17 protein-coding genes are annotated in these 17,872 nt (G+C 72.6%); 7 read left to right on the top strand and 10 right to left on the bottom strand.

The annotated features are described in order from the left end of the window. Positions 1-11: 11 nt before the first annotated feature. The 3 genes from BJY16_RS32540 to BJY16_RS32550 form a co-directional block, all read right to left on the bottom strand. Positions 12-2,435: a sensor histidine kinase gene (locus BJY16_RS32540; RefSeq protein ID WP_311775339.1), complete on the bottom strand. Its 2,424-nt coding sequence runs from the start codon at positions 2,433-2,435 to the stop codon at positions 12-14. A gap of 159 nt (positions 2,436-2,594) precedes the next feature. Next, positions 2,595-3,419 carry an SDR family oxidoreductase gene (locus BJY16_RS32545; protein ID WP_185043385.1) on the bottom strand — a complete coding sequence of 275 codons (825 nt, stop codon included), beginning with the start codon at positions 3,417-3,419 and terminating at the stop codon, positions 2,595-2,597. Between the two features lie 87 nt (positions 3,420-3,506). Further along, entirely contained in the window at positions 3,507-4,988 is a 1,482-nt protein-coding gene (locus BJY16_RS32550; RefSeq protein ID WP_239177833.1) for an amino acid permease, read from the bottom strand. A gap of 100 nt (positions 4,989-5,088) precedes the next feature. On the opposite strand from BJY16_RS32550, the gene BJY16_RS32555 reads away from it, so the two are divergent. Continuing rightward, complete coding sequence (locus BJY16_RS32555) at positions 5,089-5,697, top strand: hypothetical protein (RefSeq protein WP_185043387.1); 609 nt, start codon at positions 5,089-5,091, stop codon at positions 5,695-5,697. A 25-nt stretch (positions 5,698-5,722) separates the two neighbouring features. Here BJY16_RS32555 and BJY16_RS32560 read toward each other — a convergent pair whose 3' ends face one another. Beyond that, entirely contained in the window at positions 5,723-6,697 is a 975-nt protein-coding gene (locus BJY16_RS32560; RefSeq protein WP_185043388.1) for a hypothetical protein, read from the bottom strand. A 225-nt stretch (positions 6,698-6,922) separates the two neighbouring features. Here BJY16_RS32560 and BJY16_RS32565 point away from each other — a divergent pair, with 225 nt between their 5' ends. Together BJY16_RS32565 and BJY16_RS32570 are read left to right on the top strand one after the other, a co-directional pair. Then, complete coding sequence (locus BJY16_RS32565) at positions 6,923-7,795, top strand: ABC transporter ATP-binding protein (RefSeq protein WP_185043389.1); 873 nt, start codon at positions 6,923-6,925, stop codon at positions 7,793-7,795. Further along, a complete protein-coding gene (locus BJY16_RS32570; protein ID WP_185043390.1) occupies positions 7,792-8,397 on the top strand; it encodes a hypothetical protein in 606 nt (201 codons plus the stop codon). Before BJY16_RS32565 ends, BJY16_RS32570 begins: the two co-directional genes overlap by 4 nt. A 15-nt stretch (positions 8,398-8,412) precedes the next feature. Here the strand turns inward: BJY16_RS32570 and BJY16_RS32575 are convergent, their stop codons facing one another. Both BJY16_RS32575 and BJY16_RS32580 read right to left on the bottom strand, forming a co-directional pair. Further along, positions 8,413-9,543: an ARPP-2 domain-containing protein gene (locus tag BJY16_RS32575; RefSeq protein ID WP_185043391.1), complete on the bottom strand. Its 1,131-nt coding sequence runs from the start codon at positions 9,541-9,543 to the stop codon at positions 8,413-8,415. Continuing rightward, on the bottom strand, positions 9,540-10,961 hold the full coding sequence (locus BJY16_RS32580) for a hypothetical protein (RefSeq protein WP_185043392.1): 1,422 nt from the start codon (positions 10,959-10,961) through the stop codon (positions 9,540-9,542). The genes BJY16_RS32575 and BJY16_RS32580 overlap by 4 nt, the downstream gene beginning before the upstream one ends. 230 nt (positions 10,962-11,191) lie before the next feature. Between BJY16_RS32580 and BJY16_RS32585 the strand changes: the two genes are divergently transcribed. After that, positions 11,192-11,968, top strand: coding sequence for an NPP1 family protein (locus BJY16_RS32585; protein ID WP_185043393.1), 777 nt, complete (start codon positions 11,192-11,194; stop codon positions 11,966-11,968). A gap of 283 nt (positions 11,969-12,251) precedes the next feature. Next, positions 12,252-12,473, top strand: coding sequence for a hypothetical protein (locus BJY16_RS32590; protein ID WP_185043394.1), 222 nt, complete (start codon positions 12,252-12,254; stop codon positions 12,471-12,473). Here the strand turns inward: BJY16_RS32590 and BJY16_RS32595 are convergent, their stop codons facing one another. Both BJY16_RS32595 and BJY16_RS32600 read right to left on the bottom strand, forming a co-directional pair. Beyond that, positions 12,474-13,541, bottom strand: a complete 1,068-nt coding sequence (locus BJY16_RS32595) for a DUF3616 domain-containing protein (protein ID WP_185043395.1) — start codon at positions 13,539-13,541, stop codon at positions 12,474-12,476. A gap of 45 nt (positions 13,542-13,586) precedes the next feature. Then, positions 13,587-14,219: a TetR/AcrR family transcriptional regulator C-terminal domain-containing protein gene (locus BJY16_RS32600; RefSeq protein WP_185043396.1), complete on the bottom strand. Its 633-nt coding sequence runs from the start codon at positions 14,217-14,219 to the stop codon at positions 13,587-13,589. 69 nt (positions 14,220-14,288) lie between these two features. On the opposite strand from BJY16_RS32600, the gene BJY16_RS32605 reads away from it, so the two are divergent. Together BJY16_RS32605 and BJY16_RS32610 are read left to right on the top strand one after the other, a co-directional pair. Further along, positions 14,289-14,477, top strand: coding sequence for a hypothetical protein (locus BJY16_RS32605; RefSeq protein WP_185043397.1), 189 nt, complete (start codon positions 14,289-14,291; stop codon positions 14,475-14,477). After that, positions 14,477-15,427: a quinone oxidoreductase family protein gene (locus BJY16_RS32610; protein ID WP_185043398.1), complete on the top strand. Its 951-nt coding sequence runs from the start codon at positions 14,477-14,479 to the stop codon at positions 15,425-15,427. The genes BJY16_RS32605 and BJY16_RS32610 overlap by 1 nt, the downstream gene beginning before the upstream one ends. A gap of 13 nt (positions 15,428-15,440) precedes the next feature. On the opposite strand, the gene BJY16_RS32615 is transcribed toward BJY16_RS32610, so the two are convergent. Both BJY16_RS32615 and BJY16_RS32620 read right to left on the bottom strand, forming a co-directional pair. Next, positions 15,441-16,508: a glycerophosphodiester phosphodiesterase family protein gene (locus tag BJY16_RS32615; protein ID WP_185043399.1), complete on the bottom strand. Its 1,068-nt coding sequence runs from the start codon at positions 16,506-16,508 to the stop codon at positions 15,441-15,443. A gap of 244 nt (positions 16,509-16,752) precedes the next feature. Further along, a complete protein-coding gene (locus BJY16_RS32620) occupies positions 16,753-17,703 on the bottom strand; it encodes a M20/M25/M40 family metallo-hydrolase (RefSeq protein WP_185043400.1) in 951 nt (316 codons plus the stop codon). Between the last annotated feature and the right edge of the window lie 169 nt (positions 17,704-17,872).

The raw sequence follows: 17,872 nt of genomic DNA on the forward strand, positions 1-17,872 counted from the left end.
GGGGACTGTGGTCACCGCTCGTTCTCCTTGTCACCGGGATGGGCGGCAGTGGTCAGCCGGCCTCGTTGCACCGCGTTGGTGAAGGTGGACAGGCTCCGCATCGCCTCGGGGTCGCGGCGGAACGTGGCCGTCGGGGCGGGCACCGCACCCGGCACCAGCTGGGCCTGCGGGGTGCGCCGCGGCAGCCCGGTGGCCGTGGTGCCGGCAGCGACCGGGGCGGCCGCCGCGGAGGCCCGCTGCCAGCCGTCGTCGGCCCGCATCCGCCAGCGGTCCTCCGCGGACGGCCGGGGTTTGGGGACGGCCGGCGGCGCCGCGATCGGCTGCGCCGGGGCCGGCGCGTACCCCGCGGTCGGCAGGCCGCGCGGCACGGCCGGGCCCGTCGCGGCCGCGGTGTCGAACCAGGCCACCTGCATCTCCATCTTGATCGGCGTGGCGGTCCGCCCGCCGCGCCGGACCGGTTCCATCGGCGGGGCCGGCGGCGCGACCGGAGCCGGCTGCGCCAGCTTCACCAGGATCTCGGCCGGCAGCATCACCTCGGCGACCGTCCCGCCCATCGGGCTGGGGATCAGCCGGACCCGGATGCCGCGCCGGGCCGCCAGCCGGGCCACCACCGCGAAACCCATCAGCCGGAACGCGGTGACGTCCACCTCGGCCGGCTCGGCCAGCCGCTTGTTGATCGCCTTGCGCTGCTCCTCGGAGATGCCCAGGCCACGGTCCTCGATCTGGATCACCACCTGGCTGTCGACCCGCTGCCCGTGAGCCACCACCTGGGTGCGTGGCGGGGAGAACCGGGTGCCGTTGTCGAGCAGCTCGGCGATCAGCCGGACCACCTCGCCGACCGCGGCGGCGGCGATCCCGACGTCCCGGTCGACCACCCCGAAGTCGACCCGGTTGTACTGCTCCACCTCGGACTGGGCGGCCCGCAGCACGTCGAGCAGCGAGGCGTCCTCGCGGCGCGGCGCCCCCGGCTCGGCGCCGGCCAGCACCAGCAGGTTCTCGTCGTTGCGGCGCATCCGGGTGGCCAGGTGGTCCAGGTCGAAGAGCCGGGCCAGCCGCTGCGGGTCCTGCTCGCCGCCCTCGATCTGGTCCAGCTCGCGGATCATCTTGTCGACCAGCCGCTGGCTGCGCCGGGCCAGGCTGACGAACATCGTCGACACGCTGGTGCGCCAGGCGGCCTGCTCGGCGGCCACCCGGACGGCTTCCCGGTGCACCACCTCGAACGCCTTGGCCACCTGCCCGAACTCGTCCTGGCCGGTCAGCCGGATCGGGTTGCGGATCTCCGCGACCACCCGGTCGACGCCGCCGTTGTCCAGGTCGCTGGCGTCCTTGAGCCGGTGCACCGCGTCCGGCAGCTCCCGGTTGGCCACGGTGAGCGCGCCGTCGCGCAGCCGGTGCGCCGCGGAGTTCAGGTTGCGGGCCAGCAGGATCGCCAGCGCGACCCCGATGGCCAGCACCAGCAGCACCAGCAGGCCCTCGATCCGCAGCCGCCAGGCGGCGCCGGCGCTGTCGTCCTCGGCGACCGCGAGCGCCCGGTCCTGCAGCTGCTGCTCGGCGGTACGCAGCAGCGCGAGCACACCGTCGTAGGCCTTGAGCAGCTCGTCCATCTTGGCCGCGCCCGGACCGACCAGCCGGGTGTTCAGCCCGTCGGCGGCGCCCATCCGGGCATCCGCGAGGATCGCCTCGACCAGGCCGACCTGGTCGCGCGCGGCCAGCGTCCGGAAGCTGGCGAAGGCCGCGTCCCGGGTCGCCTGCGCGGCGATCAGCTGCTGCTCGCGCACCGCGGTCAGCTCACCGGTGATCCGCACCGAGTAGGCGATCGCCTCCTGCTGGGCGATGGCCGTCCCGATCCGGCTGAACGCGCCCAGCGCCCGCAGCGCGTCGGCAACCGGCCCCGGCTCGGCGACCTGACCGACCGACTCCTCGAAACCGGCGATCCCGGCGAGCACGTCGCCGTAGCGCAGCACCGCGCTGGCCACGCTGAAGTCGGCCTTGCCCTCGACGTCCTCGCGCAGGTCGGTGAGCTTGCCGAGCTGCTCGTCGATCACCGACAGCTTGTCCCGCACCCGGCTCGGGATGTCGTCGGTGCCGGCCCGCGCCGTGCGGAACACCGCGATCCGCGCGTCGGTCTGCCCGACCCGCATCTGGTAGTCGGCCTGGCCGGTGCTCTGCTCGACCAGGTAGGCCACCGCGGCCAGCCGCTCGGAGTGCACCAGCCGGTTCAACGCGGCCAGCTCGGTGCCGAGCCGGGTGAGCTGCGCGATCCGGTCCGAATCGGAGGCCGTGCCGCTGACGTCGATCAGCCGGGCGGTGCCCAGCGCCAGCACCGCGGTCAGCGGGATCACCATGAGACCGGCCAGTTTGGCGCGGATCCGCACGTCACGCAGGCGCGGAAGGAGACGCCGGCGCACGGTGGAGCCGTGGGATCCCGCGCTCACGGAAACTCCTTCGATCAGCCCGCGCTGTTTCGGGGGAAGCACGGAATGAAATAGATCGTCGAAGATTCCATCAGAAGATCAAGCAGATGGGAAGTGCCGGGCCGGCCCCGCGGGCCGCGCTCCGCCGGGCCGGCACCCGATCCACTGCGGCCTCGGCCGCTAAGCTCCCTGTGCCTCGATCGCCACCGGCTGCCACCGCTGCCACTCGGCGAGCCGGGACTCGTAGTCGGCGGTGGCGATGCCCAGCGGCGCCGACCCGAAGAAGATCCGCAGTGGCGGGTTGTCGGCGTCGACCACCTTCAGGATCGCCGACCGGGTCGCGGCCGGGTCACCCGGGTTCGACGCCCGGCCCTTGCGCGCCTCCGCGGCCTGCACCCGCACCGCGTCGTACACCGGTTTGGCCGTCGCGTGCCGAGCCGACGAACCGCCCCAGTCGGTGCCGAAGGCGCCCGGCTCGACCAGCGTCACCTTGATCCCGAACGCGGCCACCTCCTGCGCGAGCGCCTGACTGAACCCTTCGAGCGCCCATTTGGAGGCGTTGTAGATCCCGATGTTCGGAAACGCCGAGACGCCACCGATCGACGACACCTGGATGATGTTGCCGCCGCCGCTCTCCCGCAGGTAGGGCAGCGCCCCCTGGGTGACCCACAGCGCCCCGAAGACGTTGGTCTCGAACTGGTCCCGGGCCTCCCGCTCGCTGATCTCCTCGATCATGCCGAACTGCCCGTAACCGGCGTTGTTGACCACCACGTCGAGGCGCCCGAAGTGCTGATAGGCCCGCTCCAGCGCGGCCAGCGCCGCCTCCCGGTCGGTCACGTCCAGGGCGAGCGGCAGGAGCCGGTCGCCGTACTTCGCCGCGAGGTCGTCGAGCGAGGACACGTTCCGGGCGGTCGCGGCGACCCGGTCGCCACGGTCGAGGGCGGCCTCCGCCCACTCCCGGCCGAAGCCGCGGGAGGTGCCGGTGATGAACCACGTCCTGGCCATCGGATACATCCTTTCTCCGGAGGTCACCTCCACTCTTATCCCGCCGGCCGCCGGATCCGCCCGGGATCCCGGTCACACCGATCGAGATCAGGACCGGTCTCCGGTACGCCGGGCAGCCGACGGCCGAGCAGGAGCACCCTCGGACAGCGCGGCGCGCCGGCGGCCGTAGACCAGATAGACACCCAGGCCGACGGCCATCCAGACGAGGAAGCGCAGCCAGGTCTCCACCGACAGGTTGGTCATCAGGTAGAGGCAGGCCAGCGCCGACAGCACCGGGACCACCGGCGACAGCGGCACCCGGAACGCGCGGTTCAGCCCCGGGCGGGTGCGCCGCAGCACCGGCACCGCGATCGAGACGACGACGAACGCGAACAGCGTGCCGATGCTGACCAGGTTGGCCAGCGACGACAGCGGCACGAAACCGGCCAGCGCGGCCACCCCGAGGGTGACCCCGATCGTCGTCCGGTACGGCGTGCCCCACCGCGGGTGCACCGCGCCGACCGCCGGCGGCAGCAGGCCGTCCCGGGACATGGCGAACCCGATCCGCCCGATCGCCACGATGTCCACCAGGATCACGCTGGTCAGCCCGGCCACCGCGGCGATCGACACCAGCGTGGACGCCCAGCCGGCGCCGACCGCGGAGAACGCCGAGGCGATCGGCGCGCCCGGGTCGATCTGCCGGTAGTCGACCATGCCGACCAGCACGAACGACACGGCGATGTAGAGCAGCGCGGAGACGCCGAGCGTGCCGAACAGCCCGAGCGGCAGGTCACGGCGCGGACGGCGGGTCTCCTCGCCGAGGTTCGCCACCGCCTCGAAGCCGGTGTAGGCGAAGAACACCACCGCCGCGGCGGTCAGCACGCCGGCCATCCCGTACGTCGAGGGCGCCAGCCCGAACAGCACCTGGGTCAGCGGCCGGGCCAGCCCGGACTCGTCGGCGGCGGGCGGCTCGGCGGCCGGCACGAACGGGGAGAGGTTGGCCGCCTTGACGAAGAACAACCCGGCCACCACGACGAACACGCAGACCGCGATCTTCACGACCACCAGCACGTTGGTGACCCGGGACGACTGCCGGATGCCGGCCGCCGCGACCGCCCCGAGCACCAGCGTGATCACGATGGCGCCGACGTTGACGACGCTGCCCTCGCCGAAGATCGTGCCCGGCAGGTCGAGCAGCTCGGCGAGGTAGCCGGACCAGCCGCGGGCCACCACGGCGGCGCCCAGGGCGAACTCCAGCACCAGGTCCCACCCGATGATCCAGGCGAAGATCTCGCCGAGCGTCGCGTACGCGTAGGTGTAGGCGCTGCCCGCGGTCGGCACGCTGGAGGCCAGCTCGGCGTAGCAGAGCGCGGCCAGCAGGCTCACCACCCCGGCCAGCAGGAACGCCACAGTGACCGCGGGCCCGGCGTGATCGCGCGCCTCGATCCCGGTGAGCGTGAAGATCCCGGTGCCGATCACGATCCCGATGCCGAAGCCCATCAGGTCCAGCGGGCCGAGCCGCCGCGACAGCCGCTGCTCGCCGTCCTGCTCGGCCTGTGCCAGGACGTCCTCGACGGGTTTGGTGCGCATCACCGACATGATCGCGGCATACCCGGCGACGAGCCGGACAATCCGTCGCTGTTCGAGGTGATCGGGGACGTTCCGAACAGTGCGGATACGTTCGGCGCGGTTGCCGGACGCGAGCGTGGCTGATGGTTTGGGGCGGTCATCGCAGGACCCCGACCAGGAAGGCAGTCCCGTGTCACCCAGAGCTGTGCACCGTCGCGTGTCGCAAACCATCGCCGTCCTCCTCGCGGCGGCGGCGGCCGTGTTCGCGATCCAGACTTCGGCCGGCGCCACGGCGCGCGGCCACAAGTGCAAGGTGGCCGTCACCGAGGGAAGCCGGCAGATGGTCCAGTGCCTGGACTTCAACGTGTTCTGGAACAGCGAGGGGGACCTGGCTGTGCAGACGCTCGGCGCATCCATCTGTCAGCCCCCGGGCGGCGATCCGGTGCCGTGCGCCGGGATCAGGCAGCTCGTCACGCTCTATGCGACGAACACTGTCCCCAGCAACCCGGACGACGACTCGACGACCCGGACCCAGGTGTGCGGGTGGCGCGGTGGTAACGGGTGTCCCCGAGGCCGGTTCTTCGGCTACTCCTCGGGTGGCTACTGCCACCGGACCCTCACCTATGTGGCCCGGATCCGGACCACCGTCGACATGCCGGGCACCGGATCCCCGTTCACCAGGGTGTTCGAGAACAGAATCTCGGGCACGGACATCTGCTACACCCCCTGACCACTTTCCCGCGACCGGCCGGGTGTCACGGGGACACCCGGCCGGTCGGCGTCTCCACCAGGATCGGGTCGTCGACGCGCAGCTGGAAGTCGTGCGGGCGGCCGCCGACCTGGAAGGTCAGCTCCGAGTGGGCGCTGGTGTGCTGGGCGACGAACCGGTAGAGGTGCCGGCAGGCGCCCTGGTCCACGGAGAGCTCCCGGTCGTAGGAGGCCTGATAGTCCGGCGGCCGGCTGTCCTGCACCCGGACCCGGATCGTGGTGGCGCGATCGGCGGCGGCGCTGAACGCGAGAGCGTAGGACCGGCCCGCCACCAGCGCGACGTCGCTCTTGACGATGATGACGTCGCCGGGGCGGGCGGCGCCCGAGGTGACGTCGGCCCGGAACCGGCGGCCGTCGCCGCTGAGCCTGGCCACGGCCGGCTTGTTGACCCACCAGGAGCCGCCCTGCTGCCCGGCGGGAGGCAGCCGGAGGACGTCCTGACCGGCCGGCGCCGCCGCTCCCGGAGCGAGGCAGGTGTCGGCCGCCTCGGCGTCCGGCCCGGCGGGCCCGGCCGGCCGGTGGATCGCCCAGCCCGCCGCGACGCCGGCGGCGAAGATGACGACGGCCGCCACCGGCAGGGTCAGCCGGTGGCGCGGTCGAGGCGGCTGCTCGGGGACCGGCTCCGCGGACTGTTCCGGCGTCGCCAGGCCGCACCAGAGCTGCCGCCACACCTCCAGCTCGGCGGCGATGGCCGGCTCGTCCAGGCCGTCCGCGATCAGGCAGGCCGCCACATACGACTCGACGAACTCCAGGCGTGGCAGCCGGGGCAACCGCTTCCCGCCGAGCACCTCCGAGGTGGTGCTTGGGGAGAGCGGGTCCAGCCGGTGCCCGTCCGGCACGTCGGCGATCCGCTTTCCGGCGATCCGCTGGAGCTGCCGGAGCGACGGGTCACCGGCACGCACCCGGAGCCGGCGCAGCTCAGCGACGAAGTCCTCGGCCGTCCCCACTGTCCGCACTGCCACGGCATGCACGTTAATCGATGGCCGCCAGGGCTCCGCCTTTTGGATCATGACAGGAGCGGAAACTCTGACTTTCGGCGGATGTCGCCGGGCAAGGTGATCGCTACGGTCCCTGCTCATGGACGCGATCAAGGCCTGGCACGTGATGCTGCTGCTGCCGTGCACCGCCGTGGTGGTCGCGCTCGGCGTCACCGCGGTGGTGCTGATCGTCAAGGCCCGGCGGCGCTGATGATCGAGACCAAGGCACTGACCAAGAGCTACCGGCGGGTGACCGCGATCCGGGACGTGTCGTTCACCGCCACGCCCGGCCGGGTCACCGGGCTGGTCGGGCTGAACGGCTCCGGCAAGAGCACCACGCTGCGGATCCTGCTCGGGCTCAGCCGAGCCACCAGCGGCGCCGCGCTGATCAACGGCAAGCGCTACCACCAGCTGCGGCATCCGCTGCGGCAGGTCGGCGCGGTCCTCGAACAGGGCCTGGCCCATCCCGGCCAGACCGGGTACACCCACCTGGTCACCCAGGCGCTGCTCAGCGGCACCTCGCGGAGCCGGGTCAAGGAGCTGCTCAGCTTCGTCGGGCTGGACGGGGCGGCGGCGAAACGGACCGGCGACTACTCGCTCGGCATGCGGCAGCGGCTGTCCGTGGCGACCGCGCTGCTCGGCGAGCCCGACGTGCTGATCCTCGACGAGGCGGCCAACGGCCTCGACCCGTCCGGCATGGCGTGGCTGCGCGAACTGCTGCGCGAGCACGCCGCCCGGGGCGGCACCGTGCTGATCTCCAGTCACCTGCTGAGCGAGCTGGAGCAGGTCGCCGACGACGTGGTGGTGATCGGCCGCGGCGAGATCCTGCACGCCGGCCCGCTCGCCGGGCTGATCGGCGGCACCCGGCTGCGGGTCCGCGGCGGCAACCCGCAGCTGCTGTGGCAGGCCTTCGAACGGTACGGCGGCACCGTCACCACCGACGGCCAGGTGCTCTACGTCTCCGGGCTGACCGCGGAGCACGCCGGCGACATCGCGCTGCACGTCCAGGTGCCGGTCTACGAGCTGGTCACCGAGACACCCCACCTCGAAGACGTCTTCCTGAGCCTGGCGGGGGAATCATGATCGCCGTGCTGCGCAGCGAGCTGTACCGCACCCTGACCGTGCCGGCCTCGCTGATCGCGCTGGCCGGCTTCGGTTTGCTGGCGGCCCTCACCGGCTGGTTCGACGAGGACTTCTGGTCGTTGCTGGCCGCGCTCGGCACGTTCAGCACCGCCGTGATGGTCACCGCCCAGCACTACCAGCACCGCACCGCCCTGCTGGTCTTCCTCGGCCGGCCGCAGCGGCTGACCGTGCTGGCCGTGCAGTGCGTGGTGGCGGTCCTGATCGGTGTCCTGCTGGTCGCGGTCAGCGGCATCACCGTGCTGCGCAGCGGCGAGGGCAGCGAGCAGTACTTCACCACGCTGGCCGCCACCCCATTGATCGCGGTGTTCGGTGTCGCGAACGCGACCATCGTCCGCCGCCCGCTCTGGCTGCTGGTCGGCTACCTCGGCTGGCTGGTCTTCGCCGAGGGCCTGATCGGCCGGCTGGAGTCGCCGCTGCCGTTCAGCAGCTTCCTGATGGCCTCGGCCGGCGACCCGCGCGCCCTGTTCGCGCTGGCCTGCTGGACCGGCGCCGCCCTGCCGGTGGCCGCCTGGTCGATCAGCCGCGACCTGTCCGGCGACTGAACCGCCGGCACGGCCTCAGCCACCGGTCCGGGCGCGGTGCCGGGCGGCGTCGACGATGTCCGGGCGCAGCAGATGCCCGAAGCCGGCCTTGTCCAGCCGCAGCGCCAGCCCTTCCCGGTTGGTGCCCAGGTCAGCCGCGGCCGCGTCCAGCTGCCAGTCGTGGGCGGCCAGCCGGGACAGCAGATGGCCGCGACGGGTCTGGGCCGCCGACAGGCGGAAGGTCTTGAGGTACGCCACCCGCCCGCCCCGATCCGTGATCAGCTCACCGATGTGGTTCTCGGCGGCCGGGTCGAACGCCGGCCGGAACCGGGAGAGCGTGAACCGTCCCATCCGCTGCACCCGGCTGACCGTGAGCCGCTGCCCGTCGAGGAGCGGGCCGGCCGCCGCCCCCTCGGCGCGCGCCCGGGCGACCCGCGCCCGCAGCTCACCGAGGTCGCCGATCCCGGTGTCGTCGAGACGCACCGGCGCCTCGACGACCGCCGGCGACCAGAACGCGTTCTGGTACAGCAGCTCGCCGTAGAAGTCCTGCAGCAGCGTCGGATGCAGGGCGCGGTAGTCGTCCGGGTGCGGGACCACGAACGCCGCCGCCAGGTCGCCGCCGACGTACAGAAGCATGCCGCACTGATCCGGATGGATCTCGAAGATCCGCAACGCGTCGTCGAGCCCGGACACCGCGGACCCGGCGTAGCTGGTCTCGATCCGCGGCGACAGCCCGCGGGTGACCGCCTGCCGCGTCCACTCCTGCCAGGCGATCGGCGGCCCGCCGAAGTGCAGCGCCAGGTAACCCTCCAGGGCCAGGTGCAGCGGCAGGAACCGTAGCCGCAGCCGGTCCTCGCGGCGTGCCATCCGCCGCCGGAACGCCAGCCGGATGCCCTCCGGCTCCGCGCCGCCGGCCGGCTCACGCAGCTGGGTGCCGTAGGCCGCGGCCGGCGACGCGTCGGTGGTCCAGGTGGCCACGAAGGCGTGCGGGACATAGGCGACGTACGCGGTCCGCGGCCGCACCTCGACGATCGACAGCTCCTCGCTGCCGTAGAGGCGCGCGTGCAGCCGCAGGTCCACGATCGGCTCCGCCCGCAGCAGCGGGACCAGCCGGATCGCGCCCCACGGCTGGGCCGGCCCGGTGCTCAGCCCGGCCAGGTCGATCACGCCGCCACCTCCTCGAGGAACCGCTCGACCCGGGCGGCCAGATGCCCGCGCAGCTCGTCGAAGCCGGCGTCGCCGGTGGCGAACCGGCCCAGCTCGACCAGGGCCGCCGCGTCCTCGGCGTCGCGCAACCCGACCGTGGCGACGCCCGGGCCCAGCCGGCGCACGTCGAAGGTCCCCGCGTCGTAGACCGGGTTGAGATGCACGACGCTGGTGGCCTGCGCCGGGTCGAGCCGGGTCCGCCACACCCGCAGCACCTCGCCGGCCAGCCCGGGCGGGTCGTTGTCCCAGCCGTCCGAGACGATCACCAGCCGGTCCGGCCGGTGCTCCAGGCCGTCGAGGATCCGCTCCCCCAGCCCGGTCGCGCCGATCGGATGCACCAGCAGCGGGTCGCCGCGGTGGTGCAGCCACAGCCCGGTGTAGTCGGCGGCGAGCGCCTCCAGCAGGTAGTGGGTGGCCAGCGCGACGGCGAGCGGCCGGCGGCGCTTCACTCCGGACCCGGCCGCCGAGTAGCTGTCGTCGAGGACCGCGACCACCCGCCCCCAGGTGCCGGCCTGCCGCCGCGCGGCCCGGCGGGCGGCCGAGCGCAGCGCCGCGGTCAGCTCGTCGCGGCGGCGGGCGCGCTCCGGGCGGGGCAGCGACAGCGCGTAGACCGCGAGCCGGGTCAGCGGCACCCGGGCCAGGTCCATGGCGACCTCGGCCACCTCGTGCCGGGCCGCACCGGCCTGCAGCCGCAGCCGCTCCCCCTCGGTCAGCCGGGGCGCGATCCCGGACAGGAACCGGGCCCGGTCGAGCCCGCGCTTGGCGGCCAGGCCCTCGGCGACCGTGTACGGCAGCTCGTAGAGCGCCCGCTGCTCGTAGTGGGCGCGCCGCCACGTCTCCAGGATCGGCGTCGCGTAGTGCTTGGCCCGGCGCCAGTCGAACAGCGCGGTGCCGACCTCGCCGGGCAGCGTCAGATGCGCGTGCCGGGCGGCGGTGGACAGCCCGCGCCGGTACTTGATCGCGTCGAACGCCGGGTCCGGCCGGGCCGCCACCCAGTCGCGCACGATGGCCCGGGTGCGCCGATTGTTGACGCCGAGCCGGCGCAGCTCGTCGAAGAGGCCGTAGACCCGCTGCGGCGGCAACGACCGGAGCCGGGCCCCGATCAGCCGGCCCTCCACGACGCGCTGCTCGCCGGTGGCCTCCCGCGCGGTGCGCAGCAGGTTGCTGACGATCATCGCGGCGTTCGCGTGGTTGATGTCCAGGGCGAGCGTCGCGGCGTACAGGTCGCGGTAGTTGCCCAGCACGTACTCGTGCAGGAACCGCAGCGACATGCGCTGCTGCCCCGCTCCGGAGTGGAACTCGCGCTGGGCCGTCGAGGCGATCGCCGCGTTGACGAACATGATCACGTCTTCGCACGCCAGCCGCGCCGCCCGGTCCATGCCCCTCCTTGGTCGAGGCCGGCCGGGGAATAGGGGCACGAACGGCGAAGAATCGCTTCAGAGGCGGGTTTCGGAAGTCGTACCGGAGTCCCGCGGCCGGCCCGGTCACGATACCCACCACGATCCACTCGCCGCGACGCAGATACCGATCGCCCGACTATTGACCGCCTTCGATGAAAACGTGAGGATCACTCTCAACCTCGCGTGACGACACGAAGGATCGACGGCCCATGCGCGCCCACCGCACCCTCGCCCGGATCGGCACCGCGTCCGCCCTCACCCTCCTCCTGCTCGCCGTCTCGGCCTCCCCGGCCCTGGCCGACCCGCCGCACAACCTGCCGCAGAACGCCGGCGGCTACGAGCAGTCCTTCTCCCCCGCCTACGACTACGACACCGACGGCTGCTACGCGACCGCCGCGATCGGCCCGGACGGCACGCTCAACGGCGGCCTGAAGACCACCGGCGCGGTCAACGGCAACTGCCGCGACCGCGCCGACCTGGACAACTCGCAGACCTACGCCCGCTCGAAGTGCAACAACGGCTGGTGCGCGATCGTCTACGCCAGCTACTTCGAGAAGGACCAGGCACTCCCGGGCAGCGGCCTGGGCGGGCACCGCCACGACTGGGAGCACGTGATCTCCTGGGTGAATCAGGCGGCGAACCAGGTCGACTACGTCACCACCACGCAGCACAGCTCGCGGGTCACCTACCCCCGCGCGCAGGTGCGGTTCGACGGCAGCCACCCGAAGGTCGTCTACCACAAGGACGGCCTGTCCACGCACTTCTTCCGGCTGGCCAACAGCAACGACGAGCCGCCGGAGAACCACTACCACGACTGGCGCTATCCGCCGCTGGTCGACTGGAGCGGCTGGCCCACCGCCGCCCTGCGGGACCGCCTGATGGCCGCCGACTTCGGCTCGGCCACCATCAAGATCAAGGACGGCTCGTTCGAGTCCCTGCTGAACGCCGCCAAACCCGCCGGGATCACCTTCGATCCGTACGCCTGACGGTCCTCACCGGGTCACCAGGCCCACGCGATCGCGACCCGGTGGAGTCCGCCGAGCTTGGCGGACAGGTAGGAAACGTCACGGTGACCAGCTTCGTGGGCCTACCGGGGGCGCCGGCGGCCTCGGCTGAATTCTGGTCCCGTTGTGGTCGATCAGCCTGGCCGTCGCGCTCACCGGCGATCACGTCCGGCGGCAGCGGAGGTGAACCCGGCCGAACACCGCGCCCAGGATCCGGACGCGGCCTAGACTCGGCAGGTCAGCCGCACGGCCCGAGGAGGCGACGATGCGTCAGGCCGTATGGCTCGTCGTGGGCCTGATCCTGATGGCGATGGGCGCCCAGGGCGCGATCCGCCTGCTGATCAACAAGGATCCCGGCATCCTGCGGTTCCTGCCCGGCGGCTACCTCGTCCAGGTCGCCGGTTACGTCGCCGTGGCGCTGATCGGCCTGCGCCTGGCCCGGCTCAACCGCGTGCAGCCGGACCCGCGACACGACCGCTACCGCTGATCACCGCCGGGGCAGTTTCAGCACGTCGGCGAGGACCGCCCCGTCCGCGGTCAGCCGGGCCGCCGCCGGGCTGTCGTAGACGACCAGGATCCGGTCGTCGCCGAACATGCTCAGCCCCTCCGCGTGATCGTCCCCCTCGCCGAAGGTCAGCTCCAGCTCCCGGGTGATCAGCTCGCCGCGCACCACGGCCGGCATCTCGGTGCGGCACGCGCCGTGCCACCGGTGCACCCGCACCGGCCCGTCCAGTGCCATCGTCGGCCCGGCCAGCACCAGCAGGTCGTCCCCGTCCGGACAGAGGTCGCGGACACCCAGACCGTGCAGATCAAGGACATGTTTACGGTACGGCCGCCCGTCCTCGAACCGGTGCAGCCGCAGCCGCGCCGGGTCGTCCGCGGTCACGTACGGCCGCAGCTCCAGGACGAACGCCCAGCCGCGCAGCACCGGCCCGCGCAGCCCCAGGTACACCCGGTCGCCGTGGACCGCGATCCCCTCGATGTCCAGCCCGTTGTCCTTGCCCGGGATCGGCAGGAACGGCGCCAGGTGCTCGTCGTCGCGCAGCAGCCGGCGCAGGTCGTCCCGGCCGCTGAGCGCCGCGGCCCGATGGGTGACGCCGTCGACCACCATCTCGCGTACCGGGGTGGGCACTCCCCCGACGTCGGCGACCGGCAGCCGTACCAGAATCTGCCTGTTGTCCTGCCCCTCGACCCGGGCGAGCCGCCGGAGGGCCCGCGGCCCGTCGTGCCGGTCCCGGATCTGTTTGCGCCGCAGGCTGTGCGAGCCGACCGCCCACAGGAAGTGCCCGGACCGGGCCAGCCCCTCCACGTCGGCCTCCTCGTCGGCGTCCGCCCCGGGCAGCCGCACCAGGTCACCGAGCCGGAACCGGGCCTCGTCGCCGAACTCGGACGGCCGCTCCGGCGAGTCCGCCAGCAGCCGCTCGACGGTGGCGGTCTCGTCCCCGGCGATCCAGAGCACCCGCCCGTCGAGCCGGACCGCGGACAGGTTGGTGTGCGTCGCCGCGGCCCGCGAGTCGTCGGAGAACCGCAGCCGCACGGTGAAGTCGACCGTCATGGTCAACATCGTGGCACCCGGACGCCCGCTCCGGTGCCGGGCCGGTCAGGTGGTTGTCCCGGCGGTGGCCGCGGCGCCCGCGATGACCACCTCCAGGCAGTCGCGGAACAGGTCGTCGACGGTGCGGCCGGGCCGGAAGTACTCGGTGATGGCGGCGACCACGGTCGGGTGCCGCTCGCCGAAGGTGGCCATGTCGAAGCCGGTCAGCGCCTCGGCGTCCGGGCGCGGGGCCTGCTCCTCGAGGACGTGCCCGACCGTGAACCGCTCGACGGTCAGCACGATCACCCGGGCCTGGCGCAGCGGGACGCCGCGCGCCACCAGCGTGCTCATCGCCAGCTCGGACAGCGCCGCCATGGTCGCCGAGAGCTGGGCCGCGGAGACCACCCGGGCGCCGTCCGGGTGGGCGAGCAGCGCCCGGCGCAGCCGCCCGGCCAGCGCGGCCAGCCAGTCCGGCCAGGGCTGGTCCGGCCCGGGCGGCGCCATCTCGCCGAACTCCTGGTCGAGGATCGCGTCGGCGATCGCGGTGACCAGGGCGGCCTTGTTCGGCACGTGCCAGTAGAGGGTCGGCGACTGCACCCCCAGCCGGGCCGCCAGTTTGCGCGTCGTCACACCGTCGAGCCCCTCGGCATCGAGCAGTGCGACGGCCTCGGCGACGATCCGCTGCCGATCCAGTGCCACTCCGGTACCTCCCGGCGCGACTCTATCACTGCTAGAGTGCCTCTATCAGTGATAGAGAGGGAGTTGGAGATGAACCTGTTGCACCGGGCCACGCACCGCCTTCCCGGCGTTCCGGCCCACGTCGATCACCCCGCCGGACACCACCGTGAGCCGCAGCCGCAGCCGCATCACCGGCGGCGTCACGCGCCGGACCGCCGCGCCTGGTTCCTGCCGGCCTGGCAGCGCCGGATCGCCGCGCTCTTCGGCCGGGAGTCGTGATGAAGGCGGCGGTGCTGCACGAGATCGGCGGCATCCCCCACTACGAGGACTTCCCGGACCCGGTGGCCGCCGACGACGAGGTGATCATCGAGGTGAAGGCGGTCGCGGTCGAGACCGTCGACAAGCGCATCGCCGCCGGCACCCACTACGCCAGCCGGCGGTACACCGCACAGTTGCCGGCGATTCCCGCCTTCGACGGCGTCGGCACGCTGCCGGACGGCACCCTGGTCGGCTTCGGCAACCCGCGGCTGCCCTATGGCGCGCTGGCCGAGCGGACCGTGGTGCCCCGAGGCTCCTGGGCGCCGATCCCGGACGGCATCGACCCGGCCACCGCGACCGTGCTGAGCACCGCGATCACCGCGATGTCCGCCCGGACCGCCGCCGGCCTCGTGCCCGGCGAGACGGTGCTCGTGCAGGGCGCCACCGGGGTCGCCGGGCGGCTCGCGGTGAAGGTGGCCCGGCTGCTCGGCGCCGGCCGGATCGTCGCGACCGGCCGCGACGACGACCAGCTCCGCGAGGTGAAGGCCGATGCGGTGATCAACACGGCCGTCCCGGACGAGGAGCTGACCCAGGCCTACCTCGACGCCAGGGGCGACGGCTACGACGTGGTGCTGGACTTCCTCTGGGGCCGCCCCACCGAGCTGCTGCTGCGCGCGCTGGTGCCGCGCACCTTCGCGTTCCCGAGACCGACCCGCCTGGTCCAGATCGGCGAGTCCGCCGGCGCCGGGCTCACCCTGGCCGCGGAGAGCCTGCGCACCTCCGGCGTCGAGATCTACGGCGCCGCCCGGGGGCTCGGCCCGGAGACCATGCCGGAGGTGTATGGCCAGGTGGTCGCGTGGGCACAGTCCGGCGAGCTGACCTTCGACCTGGTCAAGGTCCCGCTGAGCGACATCGGGACCGCCTGGCAGCGCACCGGTCTGCGCGGCCGTCGCCTCGTCGTCGTGCCCTGACCGGCACGCCCGGTCACCGCCGCGGCCGGGGCCCGTACGAGCGGGGCAGCCGCATCCCCCGCTCCGCCATGATCCGCCGCACCCGGTCCGGGTAATCGGTGATGATCCCGTCGATCCCCATGTCCATCAGCGCGCCGATGGTGGCCGGGTCGTCGCAGGTCCACGGAATCACTTCGAGGCCGCGGGCGTGCGCGTCCCGCACCATCGCCGGGCTGACGTAGAACCGGAAGTCCGGGTCACCGACCGTGCCGTTCTGCGGGAAGCCGTAGACCGGCGACAGCGCCCGCACCCCGGGAACCGCCGCGGCCACCCGGACGAAGTCGCCGCCGAAGTCGTCGGCGTCCAGACCACCGAGCCACGGCGACGCCCCGGGCTTGCCGACCTGCAGGGAGTCGTAGTTGGTCAGCGCCACCAGCGGCCACCGCGGCGCGAACCGGTGCATCAGCATCAGCGCGCCCCAGTCGAAGGACTGGACGGTGACCTGCCGCTCCAGGCCGGACGCGCGGATCTCCTGGTAGACGCGGCGGACGAAGAGCTCCCGCGGCTGGGTCTGCTCCGGCGCGCCGGCCTCCACCTTGGTCTCGATGTTCAGCGTGACACCGCTCGCCCGGTACCGCCTGACCAGAGCGAACACGTCCTTGAGCTCGACCATCCGGAAGCCCGCGACCACCTCCTGCTCGGGGAAGCCGGGCAGCTGCCGATACCCGCAGTCCAGCGTCTTGAGCTGGGCGAGCGTGAGGTCCTTCAGGTACTTCCCGACGTACGGAAAGAGGGTGTCACCGGGCGTGACCGGCGCGGTGTCGCGGCACTTCACCGCGCTGACCTGCCGATCGTGGTTGACCACGACCTTCTCGTCCTTGGTGACGTGAGTGTCCAGTTCGAGGGTGCTGACGCCCAGCCGCAGCGCCTTCGCGAAGCCCTCCAGCGATTCCTCGGTGGTCAGCCCGAGCCCGCCCCGATGCGCCTGCAGATCGAACCCCGCCCTCGCCGGATGACCAGCCACCTGATCCGCCGCCGCCGCGGGCTGGGCCGTGCCACCGGCCACCAGCACCGCCACCAGCACCGCTGTCCGCAGGATCATCACTCCTCCGATCGACACTCGTCACTGACCCTGAGTGTGCCGCCATGACGGTCGGATGAGGACGGAACGAACGACAGCCCGCACATCACATTCAAATTCGTCATTTACGCGCATCCGCCGGGGTACGGATCGCTAAGTAGCGCGGGCCGGGCCCGGCGATCTGGCCGCTGGCGCGTCCAAGACGATCGCCGCACCCTTCGTTGCCCGTGGGTGGCCGAGGTCAACCCGCACCCCGATCCGCTGGTCAGGACGTTCCGGCGAGGGACCAGACGGCGGCGGCGATGGCGTTCGAGCCGAGGGCCATGCTGGACGTGCTCACGTCGGTGAGGTCGTCGCAAGCGCGGTGGTAGCACGCGCCGAGCGCGCTGAGGCTGCGTACCGAGCTGACGCCGGTGACCTTCACGCCGACCCGCTTGAAGGCGGCGTGGTCGGAGCGGTCGTCGGTGTCCAGCGACGGGTTGACGGTGATGCCCTGACCGGCGAAGTAGGTCTTGAACGGCGCGTTCAACCCGTTCGACTGGCCCTCGACGTAGAGGCTCCAGCCCACCGCCCGGCCGTTCTCCGGCTTGTTGCCGATCATGTCGAAGTTCAGGTAGGCGTCGATCTTCCTGGACTCGCCGCTGGCCAGGTGCGAGACGTAGTAGCTGGAGCCGACGTCGCCCTGCTCCTCGGCGCCCCAGAAACCGAACCGGATCCGCTTCTGCGGCCGCAGCCCGGCCTGCGAGATCGCGGCCGCGTTCGCCAGCAGCGCCGCCACCCCGGAGCCGTCGTCGTTGATCCCCGGCCCGGCCGCGACCGAGTCGGAGTGCGCGCCCGCCATGACCACGTGGGTCGCGTCGCCGTACGGCCATTCCGCGACGACGTTGGCCGCGGACCGGCCGCCGGTGGTGAAGTTCTGCACGGTGGTCTGCCAGCCGAGCGCGTCCAGCTGCTGCTTGATGTAGCTGACCGTCGAGGTGAACCCGGGGCTGCCGATCACCCGGGTGTTGTTGCTGGCCTGGGCGAAACTCATCAGCTTCCGCAGGTGCACCATCGACGCTTCCGCGCTGATCACCGGCGGCGCGACGGCGACCGGCGCGACCGGCGCCACCGCCACCGCCCGGGTCGGCGTGTCGGCGTAGGCCGTCCCGCTGACCGCCAGCGCGGCGGCGAGCACCGCACCGATCCCGGCATAGGCCATCCTGCGAACCCGCATCGTTCCTCCATGGGGATGAATGGCGAACCACGGGACCGCACGCCGCCGGGGGGTGAACGGCAGCCGCCCCGAGCGCCTCAGGAATCGAACTGTACGGATCAACCTCCGAATTCGCTCATATCAATACCACCATCACATCCGGCCTCCGAACGGTGGACGGTCGCCCCTC

It is taken from the genome of Actinoplanes octamycinicus, from assembly GCF_014205225.1.
Lineage (GTDB): Bacteria > Actinomycetota > Actinomycetes > Mycobacteriales > Micromonosporaceae > Actinoplanes > Actinoplanes octamycinicus.